Source organism: Novosphingobium sp. LASN5T (assembly GCF_003856955.1).
GTDB lineage: Bacteria > Pseudomonadota > Alphaproteobacteria > Sphingomonadales > Sphingomonadaceae > Novosphingobium.
The window spans coordinates 29,471-42,822 of the sequence record NZ_RQSI01000008.1; the positions used below are offsets into that span (position 1 = coordinate 29,471).

Genomic DNA, 13,352 nt, shown 5'->3' on the forward strand with positions numbered 1-13,352 from the left:
CTTCCGGGGAGACACCCGATGTCCGTAACCGATGACATATTTCGCAGAGCTCTGTCCTGCCTCGCGGCCGGCGTGAGCATCGTATCCACCCAGCGTGATGGGGACCGGCGGGGAGTGACCGCAACTGCCGTCTGCTCGGTCTCGGCGTCGCCGCCTACCATCCTCGCCTGTGTGAACACCGCGACCGGAACGTGTCAGATGATCAGGGAAACCGGCCTGTTCGCGGTCAATCTGCTGGCTCAGCATCATCAGCCGGTAGCGGAAGTGTTCGCGGGCCGGAGCGGCCTGCAGGGTGACGACCGGTTCGAGCATGGTGATTGGACGGCGGGCGATGTCCACGGGCTGCCGATCCTCCAGACGGCACTTGCAGCGATCGAATGCCGAGTCGACCATCAGGTGCAGGCCGGCACCCATGTCGTATTCTTCGGCGTCATACAGGGCGTTTATTTTGCGGACCATCCGCCGTTGCTGTTTCACGGCGGACGCTTCCACGCGCTTCCGGTCGCTGCCGCCGCCTGAGGTGAAGAACACCCGGGAAAACAATGAGGAGAGGATAATATGGCAACTTTGGCGTCCCGCTCGCAAGCATCGGCTTCCCCGACGGAAAAGGACGATGCATTCCATCGCGTTGCATTGCGCAATGTCATGCTTGGCAACGGCGTGCTCATGATCTTCATGGCCCTGGTCGGAGGCCTCGGCCTGTGGATGTATCTGCTGGGCGGGATCTTCCCGCTCCCCGGCATCGACTGGAAATTCCAGCTCCCCGGCTCGGCCGAAGGCTGGGCGCGCGCGCACACCGGACCCGTCATGAACGGGTTGATGGTGATCGCAGTCGCATTCATCCTGCCGCTCCTCTCCTTTACGCCGAAGCAGGCGCGCCTCTGGGGCTGGATCGTCGTTCTCGACGGCTGGTCGAACACCGGTTTCTATTTTTTCGGAAACTGGGCGCCGAACCGCGGCCTGTCATTTGGCCCCAACAAATGGGGCGATGCCAATATCTTCAGTTTCCTCGCGCTTGCCCCTGCTTATCTGTTCGGCGTCCTCGTGATGATCGCGCTGTTCATGATCGGGCTGCGCGCGATCCAGGATGCCCGGCGCTGAGTTGCCGGAACACTTATCCGAAGACGATTCAGTAGAGCGCAGCACATTGCGCCATGGGAGGATGATTTATGAAGGCAAGGATCATGGCCGCGATCTGCGCGGTTTGCATTACGGCACCTGCGCTGGCCGACACGCCCGAGCCCGGTGCCGACGCGACGCCCCGAGCGGCCGACGCCCCCGCACCCCCGCCCGTTGCGGAAGAGGCACCGTTCAAGCACTGGTTCATCCGCGCCGGGCCGGCCGAAGTGATTTACGATGAGGGCGCCAAGATTTCTGTCGGGGGCCAGCAGGTCCCCGGAGCAAGCGTACGCGTCAAGAACAATTTCACCGGCGAGATCGAGGGCGGTTATTATTTCAACCCGAACGTTTCGGTATCCCTGACGGTCGGCGCACCGCCGACCGCCACGCTGTATGGCACCGGCCCCTTAGCCGGGCTCAAGCTGGGCAAGGTGACCTACGGTCCGGCCGTCGCCGCCGTTCAGTATCACATCACCAACTTTGGCAAGCATTTCCAGCCTTATCTGGGCTCCGGCATCAACTATACGATCGTGCTCAAGAACCACGATGCGGCGGTTCAGAACCTGAAGGTCAAGAGCCCGGTAGGGGTTGTTCTCCAGGGTGGCATCGAGAGCTGGCTGAGCAACCGCTTGAGCCTTTTTGTCGATGCAAAGCAGATTTTCCTCAACACGACCGCTCGCGGTACGGTGGCGGGCGCGCCGGCGAGGGCCAACATCCGCATCAATCCGCTGATCGTGACAGGCGGTTTGAGCTTCCACTTCTGACAAGCGGGTTCGGCGCGGCGCAGTCAAAAGGATGGATAGGACATCATGGTAGTCATTTCCTGTCCGAAATGTGGTCTACGGGGCTGCATAGCCTCTCCCCCCGAGTCTGCTGCGCCGAACGACAACGAAAATATGCGCGAGTTTCTCCCGCCCGAGGGATTTCGCAAGGTCCAGCTTGGATGGAGGGTCGGCACCTTGCGGCTATATTGCATGACCTGCGGGCTGCCGGCGGAAGCCTTGAATTCAAATCTCGGATGAGGTGACCTCAGGGGCCTCTACGCTAGGCTCAGGATCTATCAAATCATTCGCGGAGATGAGGATCGGTTGATTCGATGACGGAGTTGGCAGGCCTTGCCATGAGCGATTTGATTCGGTTGTCGGAGGCGCAGATGTGCCGGATCAAGCCATATTTGCCGCTGTCGCATGGCGTGCCACGGGTAGACGACCGGCGGATCATCAGCGGCATGATCTTCGTCATCAGGAACGGCTTGCGATGGCGCGACGCGCCCGACGACTACGGTCCGTCGAAGACGATCTACAACCGCTTCGTCCGGTGGAGCCTGCTTGGCGTGCTCAACAAGATCTTCTCCGCCCTGTCGGCGCGGGGCGGCAAGCCCGACCAGCTGATGATCGATGCGACGCACCTGAAGGCGCATCGGACCGCCGCCAGCCTGCTCAAAAAGTGGCTGTTCGCAGACGTATCGAACGCACAAAAGGCGGCCTGAATTCCAAACGCCATGCCGTATGGGACGGCAACGGCAGGCCGCTGATCATGCCGATCAGCGAGGGGCAGGTGAGCGACTACAAGGGCGCCGCCCTCATGCTCGACGCCTTGCCCGCGCCAAAACGCTGCTCGGTAACCGAGGCTACGATCCCGACTGGTTCCGCACAGCGTCGCTGGGCGCGGCTGAGTAGTCCCGGGGCGCTGCCCCGGCGCCCATCGGACCTGATTCCGCCCAGCTTCCTCCACGCGCGAGCGCGTTCCGTGCAGCCGGTTCCCGGCGAAGCCACCGCTCCGGCTGCCCGTCTCGCATCTCAACCGTCATATGTCGACCACCACGGCGCTTCCTCAAGGAGCGCCGGGTCGGCTCCGAGACCAATCCACGCACCAGAAGAGCAAAATGAAGCAAGAAGCTCCATTTTTTGTCTCTCTATACGCTTATCGATTGGTTCGGCACTTCATTGCCCCACCCATTGCGCGGCCAGCCGGATCACCTCATTCTTTGTCGACCCAAGCGTCACCACATGAGTCGTCCAGTCAAAGAAGTCTTCAGGATAAAAACCAATGGGGCATCCTATGTCCGACAATAAGTATCTGACTGTCGAGGAAGTGGTCGAACGCTATCGCGGGGCTGTCACTGTCAGCACGTTGGAGAGTTGGCGGGGAATGCGGATTGGCCCCGCGTTCATCAAGGTAGGGAAAGCTGTCCTGTACCCTGTCGAGGAATTGGACGTCTGGGACAAGAAGAACATGGTTGTCTGCAAGCCTTCCAAGGTGATCGGCCGGGCTCGCGTCACAGAGGTCTAATAGCTCTTGCTCCCTACCGTTGACGAGCCGCGCACGCGTCCCCAACAATAAAGGCCCCCACATCGAGCCCGATCGACAAGCCTGCCGGCGTGGCAAGCACTCCAAAACGAGGAACGCCGCGGACCAAGCAACTGTTGTCAGTCCCTCTGCGGCGTCAAGGTAACTGCTCACGGGGTTGGCTCGGGATCGAGGCGGATCAGGCGATAGCGAAATTGCCGTCGACGGGATTGCGGATGGCGCGGAGCGCGGATTGTCCGGAGAGACGGGCCGTTCCGGTCACAGAGCGATAGCCCGCATGAATCTGTGCATCCCATCCCGAGCGGAAGCCGTTGGTGACCTTTCGAACACCACCGATGGGCAGATCTCTCTCTCGGAGATGTTGTTGGTTGCTGGGACCTCGCGGTTGGAGAGGAAGACGAAGAACTTCCCTCGCCACGCTTTGATTTGTCTGAGGAGCGCCTGTCCGGCCGGATGGACGATCGGCATGCGCATCAACCGGGTAAGCACATTGTCGGCCTTGGCGGCATAGGTGGCCAGCATTGTGTCTTTCAGGCTGCTCCGTCGCTTGCCAATGCGGATGGCCCAACGCAGGTGATCGCGGACTTTCAGGGCAAAGGCCCCGTTGCCGCAGTCGATGGCGTATTAAACATCGCGCAACACGTGGGCGAGGCGCACCGGGTGCGCTTTGCCCAGTTCCTGTTGACCGGCATAGCGATCAGAGATCTACACATCGGGCTGATGGCCGCCGAGCACCTACTCAGCGACGCTGCGTGCCGGCGTGGGGCGACTTGTGCGGGACGGCTTTGTCGGAGAGGAACACCCGCTGCCAATGGATGACGCCGTTGATGCGGATCGTCGTCTCGTCCGATGCGATCACCCGCATGGTCAGCAACTTGTCGATCGCTTTGGTACACTGCCGCCCATGCGGCGCAAGACATTGGCGATTGCCCCTTCGGAGATGACCAGACCGAACAACAACTCGTCGGCAAACCGGGCCAAGCGTTCAAAGCCTACATGGTGGCTGTGATGCAGATATGCGAGCAGCGAGCCGATCCCGGGGCCGAACAGCGTGCCCGGCGCCATCTCGGCAGGCGCCTCGGCGCGATATTCGCGGCAGCGGCCACCGAACAACTCGATGCGTGTGACGATCGGCCAGATCGCAGGCAAATCGATGTGATCATAGCGATGACGGCAGCGCTGGACCTGACCCGAAACATCGCTGTCGCAATGCCCGCAGGCCGTCGCCATGACCCGCTCGGTCTTATCCGGTGTCTCGGACAGAGGCCGGTGCCTGCCAACTCGCGAGGGGCGCTTGCCGTCCTTCGCCTTGCGGCCCTTACTGCCACCCTTGCCGAAATCGTCCTTCGAGAGCGGGACGCGTGAGTTCTTCCACGTCTTGCGCGGCTTACCGACCGGCGCCTCCAGTTCCGAAATCCGAGCCGCCATCCGCTCGATCATCTCGTGCTGTGTAGGCAGCAGTGCGTTCCTCTCCGCCTCGGTCAGAACATGAAGCGGCGGCGGCGACATGCTCAGGCTGAATCAAATCCTGATTCCGGGCGCAACACCTTTTCTGGCAACCCCGTGAGCAGTTACGCGTTAAGGTCGGAGGCCCTTGTCTTTTCCTCAAGGACTTGCTTACAAAAATCCGGATACGGCACCGTATTTGCCTCACGCGTTGACGAAAGTTCGCGGACAGCCGAGGACGCCGTACGGTAATCATTTCTAGCAAATTGATAGTACTGCCATCGCCAATAGATGACCCACTCGCTGCGTCTTGGCGCGGCTTTTCTCCCGTATGACTGGGAGCTGTCATCTCGAACGCGCTGCCAGACTCACATTGTCCCAAGGTTAAAAAGGGGACTATAACCGCATTCAATATGGGTGCACGGGGGTGTGTCATGGTAGCGTAACGAGGAGGCGTGAGCGGGATTTAATCCGCCCCTCATTTCAGCCCCCAACGAGATTTAATCAGTATAATTTTCGAATTAAATCAATCATTTATTCGTGCAAGCTGGGATGATCCACAACCACCCCTCCGGCTCGCCGCAGCCGAGCCGGGCCGACATCCAGATCACCCAGCGTGTGATCGAGGCTTCGCGGCTGCTGGGCATCGTGGTCCACGATCACGTGATCGTGGGGCGCGAAGGGCATGTTTCGCTGAAGGCAAAAGGGTTGATCTGAACGCCCGCATCGACTGCCGCCGGCCATGTACGCCTGATGGCGTATAACGCTTCGGAGCAAATTCGGTCATTTTGAACCGGATACTTTGTATCGCGGGGACAAGATGAACGGAATTCGGGTAGGCAAAAGGATCATCGGAGCGGACTCTCCGGTAACCATCGGCTGGGAAAACATCCCCCGCGTGGAGGGAGGTCCGGCAAAGCAGTTCATCTTCACCTGGTTTCAGCCTGCCATGCTGCTCGCGCTGCTGGCGTTCTGGTACTACGCGCCCAATTCCATCGCCAAGGCATCGACCGCCATCGGCATCGGAATCGGCTTCAAGGTGCTGCTGCTGGGGCTGGAATGGGTGAACCCGCGCTACCGCAGCTGGCAGCTCACCTGGAAGGAACTCACCACCGACTTGTTCTACGTCGGGCTGGGCTACACCATCCTGCGCATCGTCGACAGCTACATCGGCAGCGACGTGATGGCCAAGGGCATCCAGCACGCGTTCCACTGGGACAAGTTCACGTGGTTCGTCGGACTGCCCCTGCTGGTGCAGGCGTTCCTGATCTCGTTTCTGTTCGATTTCGGGCAATACTGGATGCATCGCGGGATGCATAACTGGTATCCGCTGTGGCTGACCCACGCCCCGCATCACTACATTACGCAGCTGAACATCAACAAGGGCGCGGTCGGCAACCCGGTGGAGCTGTTCCTGATCGGCCTGGGCGTGGGCGGGTTCTTCGATTTCCTGCCGCGCGCCTTCCTTCTCGCCGGCACGTTCGGCATGGCGGTCAGCACCTACCAGCACATCAACGTGCGCTTCAACACGCCCGCCTGGTGGCGCTTCATCTTCAACACCACCGAGCACCACAGCCTGCACCACTCGCGCGACTACGAAGCGAGCCGCAGCAACTATTCGGGCACCTGGATCTTCATCGATCGCATCTTCGGCACCTGCGTCGACGGTGAAGCGGAACTGCTGGGCATGGAGGGCGGCCGCCGGATGTCGATCGTCGAACAGATGCACTATCCGTTCACGGAAGCCTGGAAGACGCTGAAGGCGAAGTTCGGGCGCGGCCGGTTCGACACGCCCGAAAGCGCGGTGCCAGCCGAATGACCGGAATGACCGCCCAGCCGATCTGGCACGAAACCGTCATCCCCGAAGGCCCACGCGTGAATCTGCGCTATATCGACTGGATTTGGCACGTGCGCGGCAGCGTGCCGCTGCCCGACGGCCAGACTGCCGGTGAGGCGCTGGACCGGATCGAACCCGTGTTCGACGAAGTGGGCACGGCGCACGTCCGCTCCGACGCAGCGCTCAGCTTCACCAAGAAGAATCCTGCATCGCAAGACCCGCTGTCCGTATTCGAACGCGGGGTTCTGCGCGTTGAAGGGACCGCGCCAGAAGGCAGACTGCGCTATCATCTGGTCAGCCGCGCCCTGCTGGCCTGCTTCCTGGCGCCGCTGCTGTTTCTCGGCTTTGCGCAGTTGACTATCCTCGTCAACGCGTACCAGAAGCCGGCGGCGGAAGCGGCGGCCAAGAAGCCCGATGCCAAGAAGGCGGACGCTCCGCCAATGCATCCGATCGACAAGGCGCTCGGCGCCCCCGAGCCGGAAAAGCCCGGCAAGAATGGAGCGGAGGGCGGCAAGCGCAATAGAAAGCCTACCCCGACCCCGGCCTATGTCTTTGCCGGCATTTTCGCCGCGCTCTATGTCGGCGGCCGCATCCTGGAAGACTGGCTGGTCAAGCGGCTTTTCCGAAAGCGCCTGTTGCAGGCGTAGATTGCCCGCTCCAATGCGAAGATCATGATGCCAAGGCCAGGGCCGGGATGAACGACGACGCGCGCACCCCGGCCCGCTGCCTGCTTACATGCCGTCGAGGCCCTTGCTGACCAGAACGTTCACCGCCACGCGGCGGTTCTGCGCCTTGCCCTCGATGGTATCGTTGCTGGCGGCCGGATCGGCTTCCGCCATGCCGGTGGGGGTCAGCATCCGATAGGGCTTCCAGTGGCAGACCTGCTGAAGATAGTTCACCACGTTGCCGGCCCGCTTTTCGCTGAGGCGCTGGTTCAGTTCCTGGCTGCCCGTCGAGTCCGTGTAGCCCACCACCAGCAGCAGCGCGTTGTCCATGCCTTCGGCCGAGGACGCCGCCGAGCACAGATCGGCCTTGGCCTGATCTGACAGGACCGCCTTTCCGGTATCGAAGTTCACGTTCGTCGTGCTCTTCACGTTGTACTGGTCGATGTCCGCCATGCGGCTGCGCAGCGCCTCGGTTGCGGCGGCCTGTTCGGTAAAGCGCTGGTCGGTGCCGTTGTGGATCATCGACGCGACCTTGAGATCCTTGCTCTTCAGGTCGATCTGGCTGGCCACGAGTTCGCCGCCCGATTGCAGCGTCTTCACCGAAACAGGCAGGCCGTTGAGCAGCGAGGTTGCGGCCAGGGTGCTGCGGTTCATGCTGAGGAAGCCGCCGCTGGCGCGAATGCGCGTTGCGTCGTTGATGGCGACAACCGACTTGGTGCCATCGGCGGACGTGACCTGCATCCTGTCACCCTTGCGCGCCGAAATAATGCCTTCGATATCCGGCCCCTTGGTCGCCGGTGCAGCCGGAGTGGTATCGGTTACGCTGCCCGTGATCCCGGAATCGGGCGTCTCCTGCGGCTGCGCGGATACGACGCCGGGCACCGGCAAGGCCGCCACGGCCAACAGCGCGAACGCGCCGGTCTTCTTGGAAACAACACGCATCAAGCAACTCCTTCAAACCTGAAACCTGCCAACATGAAAACTGCTAAAGCGCCGATGTGAACATTTCCTGTTGTGCAAGGTTCCGGCCGGAACCTTGGGCATGGGCATGTACCGGGCGTTTTATGCGATGAATTGCATGGAGCGGGCGCTTTTTCCGCAAAATCGGCTCACTCATGTTAGCTTTCGCGCATTTTCGCCCGCTCAGGTGCCACGTCTCTCGCACCACGCTTCGCCGTCTCGATACCAGGGAAAATGCCGCCTGATCCCAACAATCGCGCCCGCCCCTTGCCATCCGCGCCCCCTCCTCCTAGCGGCGTGGCCAAACGTATCTGACGGAGTCGAACATGGTACCCCGCTACGCCCGCCCCGCGATGACTGCGATCTGGGAACCCGAAGCCCGCTACCGCATCTGGTTCGAGATCGAGGCTCACGCCACCGAGAAGCTGGGCGAACTGGGCGTGGTTCCGGCCAGCGGCGCAAAGGCGCTGTGGGACTGGTGGGCGACCAGCCCCGCCATCGACGTGGCCGCGATCGACGCGATCGAGGCCGTGACCAAGCATGACGTGATCGCCTTCCTCGACTGGGTGGCCCAGCAGGTCGGCCCCGAGGCCCGTTTCATGCACCAGGGCATGACCAGCTCGGACGTGCTTGATACCACACTAGCCGTCCAGCTCGCCCGCGCGGCCGACATCCTGCTGGAAGACATCGACGCGCTGCTCGCCGCGATCAAGCGCCGCGCCTATGAGCACAAGTACACGCCCACCATCGGCCGCAGCCACGGCATCCACGCCGAACCGACCACGTTCGGCAAGAAGCTGGCCGAAGCCTACGCCGAATTCAGCCGTTGCCGCACGCGCCTGGTCAACGCACGCGCCGAAGTGGCCACCTGCGCCATCTCCGGAGCGGTCGGCACGTTCGCGAACATCGATCCCTCGGTGGAGGAATACGTCGCCGACCAGCTAGGCCTTGCGGTAGAGCCGGTATCGACCCAGGTCATCCCGCGCGATCGCCACGCGATGTTCTTCGCCACGCTGGGCGTGATCGCCTCGTCGATCGAGCGGCTCGCCGTGGAGGTCCGCCACCTGCAGCGGACCGAAGTGCTGGAAGCGGAGGAATACTTCTCGCCGGGCCAGAAGGGCTCGTCGGCCATGCCGCACAAGCGCAACCCCGTACTGACCGAGAACCTGACCGGCCTTGCCCGCATGGTCCGTTCGGCCGTCACGCCCGCGCTGGAGAACGTGGCGCTGTGGCACGAGCGCGACATTTCGCACTCCTCGGTCGAACGCTTCATCGGCCCCGATGCCACGATCACGCTCGATTTCGCGCTGGCGCGGCTGACCAGCGTGGTCGACAAGCTGGTGGTCTATCCGGAGCGGATGCAGAAGAACCTCGACCGGATGGGCGGACTGGTCCATTCCCAGCGGGTTCTGCTGGCGCTGACGCAAGCGGGTGTCACCCGCGACAACGCCTACCGTCTGGTCCAGCGCAACGCGATGAAGGTGTGGGAATCGGACGGTCAGCTTTCGCTGCTCGAACTGCTGAAGGCCGATCCTGAAGTGACCGCCGCCCTCCCGGCGCGGGAACTGGAAGAGAAGTTCAACCTCGATTACCACTTCAAGGCAATCGACACGATCTTCGCACGGGTGTTCGGCGAATAAGCGGAGACTCGCGCGAAAGGGAAAAGCGGGTTACGGCCTGTTGAGCAAGGCGGCCAGACGGCCGGATGTCCGGGGGAACAAAGGCAATGCGGATTGTTCGCACGATCTTCTGGACCGCGGTCGTCGTGGTGCTAGGTCTGTTTTCCGTCGCCAACTGGCAACCGGTGGAAGTGCGCATCTGGGAAGGGCTGGTGCTGGAAACACGCCTGCCCGCGCTGGTGATCTCCGCCTTCCTGCTGGGTCTGGTGCCGATGTGGGCCTTGTACCGTGCTACGCGCTGGCGGTTGGGGCGGCGCATCACCAACCTCGAATCCCTGCTTGCCGCGCAAAATCCCTCGCCGCCTCTGGCGACCTCCACGCAGCTCGAAGCCGCGTCCACCCCCGATAGTTCAAGAGCGTGACCCCCGTGAGCAATCCGATCTACCTCGCCCTCGACCTGCCCCGCCTCGATGCCGCGATCGCCCTTGCGCAAAAGGTGCGGGGCCATGTCGGCGGACTGAAGCTGGGCCTCGAATTCTTCTGCGCGCACGGGCATCACGGGGTGCATGAAGTGGCCCGGATCGGCCTGCCGCTCTTCCTTGATCTCAAGCTGCACGATATTCCCAACACCGTGGCCGGCGCGATGCAGTCCATCCACGTTCTCGAACCCGCGATCGTCACCGTCCATGCCTCGGGCGGGCGGGCGATGATGGAAGACGCCAAGGCCGCCGCCGGCGAAAACTGCAAGGTCGTGGCCGTCACCGTCCTCACCAGCCTCGACGACAGCGATCTGGCCCGCGTGGGCGTGGGCGGATCGGCGCACGATCAGGTGCTGCGCCTGGCCGATCTGGCGCAGGAAGCGGGCATCGACGGCATCGTCTGTTCCGGGCACGAGGTCGCCGCCGTGCACAAGCGCTGGAAGAACGGCTTCTTCGTCGTGCCCGGCCTGCGCCCCGCCGATGGCCACCTGGGCGACCAGAAGCGCGCCGTTACCCCGCGCCAGGCACGCGATGCTGGCGCCAGCGTGCTGGTGATCGGACGCCCGATCAGCCGCGCCGAAGACCCGGTAATGGCCGCACGCGCGATCGAGGCCACGCTCTAGGTTGCGCAGTCGAGTGCGGCGGGGGCAATGGCGGCTATCCCAGCCATAGCGGGCTTTGGGAACGGGGGTGGAATCGGATCCCGGAACGATTCACCAATCTGAACGGTTTCCGTTGCAACGGTTCATCACGCCGTAACGTCGCTTCGTCCAGATCGCGCAACAGAGTGCAACAGGAGACCGCCCCCATGAAACGTGCCCTTCTTTCCGTCGCTGCGGCGGCCGCTTTCGCGCCGCTGGCGATGATGGCCACTCCGGTGGCGGCGCAGGCCGCGCTTTCCACCGCGCCGGTCGTCGCGCCGGGCAACAGCGTGCTGACCATCTCGGCCGAAGGGAAGACGACGCGCACACCCGATCTCGCGGTGTTCAACGCCGGCGTCACCACGCAGGGCAAAACCGCCGGCGAAGCGCTGAGCGAAAACGCCGCCAAGATGAACGCGGTGATCGCCGCGCTGAAGCGCACCGGCATTGCCGACCGCGACATCCAGACCAGCAACCTTTCGGTGAACCCGGTCTATGGCCAGCCCAAGCGCCTCCCCGACGGTTCGATCGAGCAGCAGGAACCGGTGATCATCGGCTATCAGGCGACCAATCAGGTTTCCGTGCGCCAGCGCAAGATCGACCAGTACGGCAAGGTGATCGATACGCTGGTGGCGGCTGGCGCCAACCAGGTCAACGGCCCGTCGTTCCAGCTCGACAACGCCGATGCGGCAACGGACGAAGCCCGCGTCGACGCGATGAAGAAGGCCCGCGCCCGCGCCGACCTCTATGCCCGCGCCGCCGGCCTGCGCGTGGTGCGCGTGCTGACGATCAGCGAAAGCGGCGGCTGGTCGCCGCCCGCGCCGGTCCTCTATGCCCGCGCCGACAAGATGATGGCCATGGCCGCGCCCAGCCCGGTTGCCGCCGGCGAACTGGACGTGGGCGCCAGCGTTACCGTCACCTACGAACTCGCCCCCTGATCGGCAGTTTGACGAAGCGGCCGGGCATGGCCTAACGCACGGCCATGCCCGGCCCTTCCATCAAGATCTGCGGAATCACGACGCCGCAAGCGCTCTCCGCCACGATCAAGGCCCGCGCCGAATACGTCGGGTTCAACTTCTATCCGCCATCGCCGCGTTTCCTGGCCTTCGCGCAAGCCCCCGCGCTGGCGGAGCAGGCCCAGGGCAGGGTCACGCGGGTCGGCGTGTTCGTCGATACCGACGATGCCTTCCTTGCCGAAGCCGTCGCGGCGGCACGGCTCGATGCCATCCAGCTTCATGGCCACGAAGCGCCCGATCGCGCGGCGCAGATCCGCGCGCGGTTCGGCCTGCCGGTGTGGAAAGTGCTGTCCGTCGCCACGGCTGCCGATGTGGCGCGCGCCGGTGCCTATGCCGGCACGGCCGACTTCATCCTGTTCGATGCCAAGACGCCCAAAGGCGCGGCCCTGCCCGGCGGACTGGGGCTGGCGTTCGACTGGACGCTGCTGGCCGGCTATCGCGGGGCGCTGCCGTGGGGCCTTGCCGGCGGACTGTCGCCGGACAACGTGGCCGAGGCAATCCGCATGACCGGGGCGCCGATGGTCGATGTCTCGTCCGGCGTGGAAAGCGCGCCCGGGGTGAAGGACGAACAGCGCATCGCCTCGTTCTGTTACGCCGCCCGCGCGGGCTGATCGCTCCACCGAAACAGAAAAAGGGCGGCTTCCCGAAGAACGCCGCCCCGAAGCCATGCCACGCCTTCAGGCGGGGCCGGATCGCGTGGCTGACGCGATCAGAACTTCACGCCCACGCCGGCCACGACCGCGTTGGCATCGTTGAAGCCGTTGCGGCCGAAGTAGTGGCGATATTCCACCTTGCCATAGAGGTTCCCCATGAAGCCGCGCTCATAGCCAGCACCGAGATGCCACGATCCTTCGCACAGGCTGCACGGTTCGGTGGTGTAACCGCCAGTGCCGTAAAGCTTCGAGCCGGCGAGCTTGGCGCCCAGGCGGCCGGTGAAGCCCCACGCAACCTTGGTGCCCGAAGTGAGAATCTTGTCACCCGAGACTTCAAGGCCGGAAAAGGCGGCCGGCCCCAGATCGAAATCGTAGCCGGCGGCGACACCGGCCGTGCCCTTCGTCGCGCCGTCCGTCCAGTAGACGCCCGCGCGCGTTTCGACGCGGACTTCGTTGGCAAGGGCCGGCGTCGCCGCGACCAGCGAGGCGGCGAGCGAAAGAAGAACAATACGCATAATAAACTCCTGACTTGAACGCCCCTTCTTTGCTTTATGGGGGCAACAGCCAGTTAATTTTCAATCATATATGCCACAACACGGAAAACATT

At 63.1% G+C, this 13,352-nt stretch carries 13 protein-coding genes and 3 pseudogenes; 13 read left to right on the plus strand and 3 right to left on the minus strand.

All coding sequences use genetic code 11. The features are described from left to right. The first annotated feature begins 18 nt into the window (after window positions 1–18). The 5 genes and pseudogenes from EH199_RS07465 (at window position 19) to EH199_RS07485 (ending at window position 3,411) form a co-directional block, all read left to right on the plus strand. The gene (locus EH199_RS07465; RefSeq protein ID WP_070156439.1) at window positions 19–519 is read left to right on the plus strand and encodes a flavin reductase family protein; all 501 of its coding nucleotides are present in this window, start codon (window positions 19–21) and stop codon (window positions 517–519) included. A 48-nt stretch (window positions 520–567) separates the two neighbouring features. Further along, entirely contained in the window at window positions 568–1,101 is a 534-nt protein-coding gene (styC, locus tag EH199_RS07470) for a styrene-oxide isomerase StyC (protein ID WP_223806530.1), read from the plus strand. A gap of 68 nt (window positions 1,102–1,169) precedes the next feature. Continuing rightward, window positions 1,170–1,883 carry an OmpW family protein gene (locus EH199_RS07475; protein WP_083276925.1) on the plus strand — a complete coding sequence of 238 codons (714 nt, stop codon included), beginning with the start codon at window positions 1,170–1,172 and terminating at the stop codon, window positions 1,881–1,883. 356 nt (window positions 1,884–2,239) lie between these two features. Then, window positions 2,240–2,771 (plus strand): annotated as a pseudogene (locus tag EH199_RS07480) (IS5 family transposase); the annotation flags it as partial. Window positions 2,772–3,180: 409 nt separating this feature from the next. Continuing rightward, on the plus strand, window positions 3,181–3,411 hold the full coding sequence (locus EH199_RS07485) for a DNA-binding protein (protein WP_070156447.1): 231 nt from the start codon (window positions 3,181–3,183) through the stop codon (window positions 3,409–3,411). A 196-nt stretch (window positions 3,412–3,607) separates the two neighbouring features. On the opposite strand, the pseudogene EH199_RS07490 reads toward EH199_RS07485, so the two are convergent. After that, window positions 3,608–4,938: pseudogene (locus EH199_RS07490) on the minus strand (transposase). Window positions 4,939–5,427: 489 nt separating this feature from the next. Between EH199_RS07490 and EH199_RS07495 the strand changes: the two are divergent. From EH199_RS07495 to EH199_RS07505, 3 genes and pseudogenes are all read left to right on the plus strand, one after another. Further along, a pseudogene (locus EH199_RS07495) lies at window positions 5,428–5,592 on the plus strand (JAB domain-containing protein); the annotation flags it as partial. A gap of 103 nt (window positions 5,593–5,695) precedes the next feature. Then, a complete protein-coding gene (locus EH199_RS07500; protein WP_124808635.1) occupies window positions 5,696–6,694 on the plus strand; it encodes a sterol desaturase family protein in 999 nt (332 codons plus the stop codon). Continuing rightward, window positions 6,691–7,359, plus strand: a complete 669-nt coding sequence (locus EH199_RS07505; protein WP_223806531.1) for a hypothetical protein — start codon at window positions 6,691–6,693, stop codon at window positions 7,357–7,359. Before EH199_RS07500 ends, EH199_RS07505 begins: the two co-directional genes overlap by 4 nt. Window positions 7,360–7,443: 84 nt before the next feature. Here EH199_RS07505 and EH199_RS07510 read toward each other — a convergent pair whose 3' ends face one another. After that, window positions 7,444–8,319 (minus strand): OmpA family protein, encoded by an 876-nt coding sequence (locus EH199_RS07510; RefSeq protein ID WP_124808636.1) that lies wholly within the window; start codon window positions 8,317–8,319, stop codon window positions 7,444–7,446. A gap of 344 nt (window positions 8,320–8,663) precedes the next feature. On the opposite strand from EH199_RS07510, the gene purB reads away from it, so the two are divergent. The 5 genes from purB to EH199_RS07535 all read left to right on the plus strand — a co-directional run bounded on the left by purB (window position 8,664) and on the right by EH199_RS07535 (window position 12,703). Beyond that, complete coding sequence (gene purB, locus EH199_RS07515) at window positions 8,664–9,977, plus strand: adenylosuccinate lyase (RefSeq protein ID WP_124808637.1); 1,314 nt, start codon at window positions 8,664–8,666, stop codon at window positions 9,975–9,977. 86 nt (window positions 9,978–10,063) lie between these two features. Continuing rightward, window positions 10,064–10,378, plus strand: coding sequence for a DUF1049 domain-containing protein (locus tag EH199_RS07520; RefSeq protein ID WP_124808638.1), 315 nt, complete (start codon window positions 10,064–10,066; stop codon window positions 10,376–10,378). Window positions 10,379–10,383: 5 nt separating this feature from the next. Beyond that, window positions 10,384–11,058, plus strand: a complete 675-nt coding sequence (gene pyrF / locus EH199_RS07525; RefSeq protein ID WP_124808639.1) for an orotidine-5'-phosphate decarboxylase — start codon at window positions 10,384–10,386, stop codon at window positions 11,056–11,058. Window positions 11,059–11,243: 185 nt separating this feature from the next. After that, window positions 11,244–12,014: an SIMPL domain-containing protein gene (locus EH199_RS07530; protein WP_124808640.1), complete on the plus strand. Its 771-nt coding sequence runs from the start codon at window positions 11,244–11,246 to the stop codon at window positions 12,012–12,014. Between the two features lie 44 nt (window positions 12,015–12,058). Next, window positions 12,059–12,703: a phosphoribosylanthranilate isomerase gene (locus tag EH199_RS07535; protein WP_124808641.1), complete on the plus strand. Its 645-nt coding sequence runs from the start codon at window positions 12,059–12,061 to the stop codon at window positions 12,701–12,703. A 98-nt stretch (window positions 12,704–12,801) separates the two neighbouring features. Here the strand turns inward: EH199_RS07535 and EH199_RS07540 are convergent, their stop codons facing one another. Next, window positions 12,802–13,260 (minus strand): outer membrane protein, encoded by a 459-nt coding sequence (locus EH199_RS07540; RefSeq protein ID WP_124808642.1) that lies wholly within the window; start codon window positions 13,258–13,260, stop codon window positions 12,802–12,804. Window positions 13,261–13,352 lie beyond the last annotated feature (92 nt).

Coding starts and splice junctions, on each gene's coding strand:
- EH199_RS07465 (WP_070156439.1), top strand. CDS start 19: ATGTCCGTAACCGATGACATATTTCGCAGAGCTCTGTCCTGCCTCGCG.
- EH199_RS07510 (WP_124808636.1), bottom strand. CDS start 8,319: ATGCGTGTTGTTTCCAAGAAGACCGGCGCGTTCGCGCTGTTGGCCGTG.
- EH199_RS07530 (WP_124808640.1), top strand. CDS start 11,244: ATGAAACGTGCCCTTCTTTCCGTCGCTGCGGCGGCCGCTTTCGCGCCG.
- purB (WP_124808637.1), top strand. CDS start 8,664: ATGGTACCCCGCTACGCCCGCCCCGCGATGACTGCGATCTGGGAACCC.
- EH199_RS07535 (WP_124808641.1), top strand. CDS start 12,059: ATGCCCGGCCCTTCCATCAAGATCTGCGGAATCACGACGCCGCAAGCG.
- EH199_RS07520 (WP_124808638.1), top strand. CDS start 10,064: ATGCGGATTGTTCGCACGATCTTCTGGACCGCGGTCGTCGTGGTGCTA.
- EH199_RS07540 (WP_124808642.1), bottom strand. CDS start 13,260: ATGCGTATTGTTCTTCTTTCGCTCGCCGCCTCGCTGGTCGCGGCGACG.
- EH199_RS07485 (WP_070156447.1), top strand. CDS start 3,181: ATGTCCGACAATAAGTATCTGACTGTCGAGGAAGTGGTCGAACGCTAT.
- EH199_RS07505 (WP_223806531.1), top strand. CDS start 6,691: ATGACCGGAATGACCGCCCAGCCGATCTGGCACGAAACCGTCATCCCC.
- EH199_RS07475 (WP_083276925.1), top strand. CDS start 1,170: ATGAAGGCAAGGATCATGGCCGCGATCTGCGCGGTTTGCATTACGGCA.
- EH199_RS07500 (WP_124808635.1), top strand. CDS start 5,696: ATGAACGGAATTCGGGTAGGCAAAAGGATCATCGGAGCGGACTCTCCG.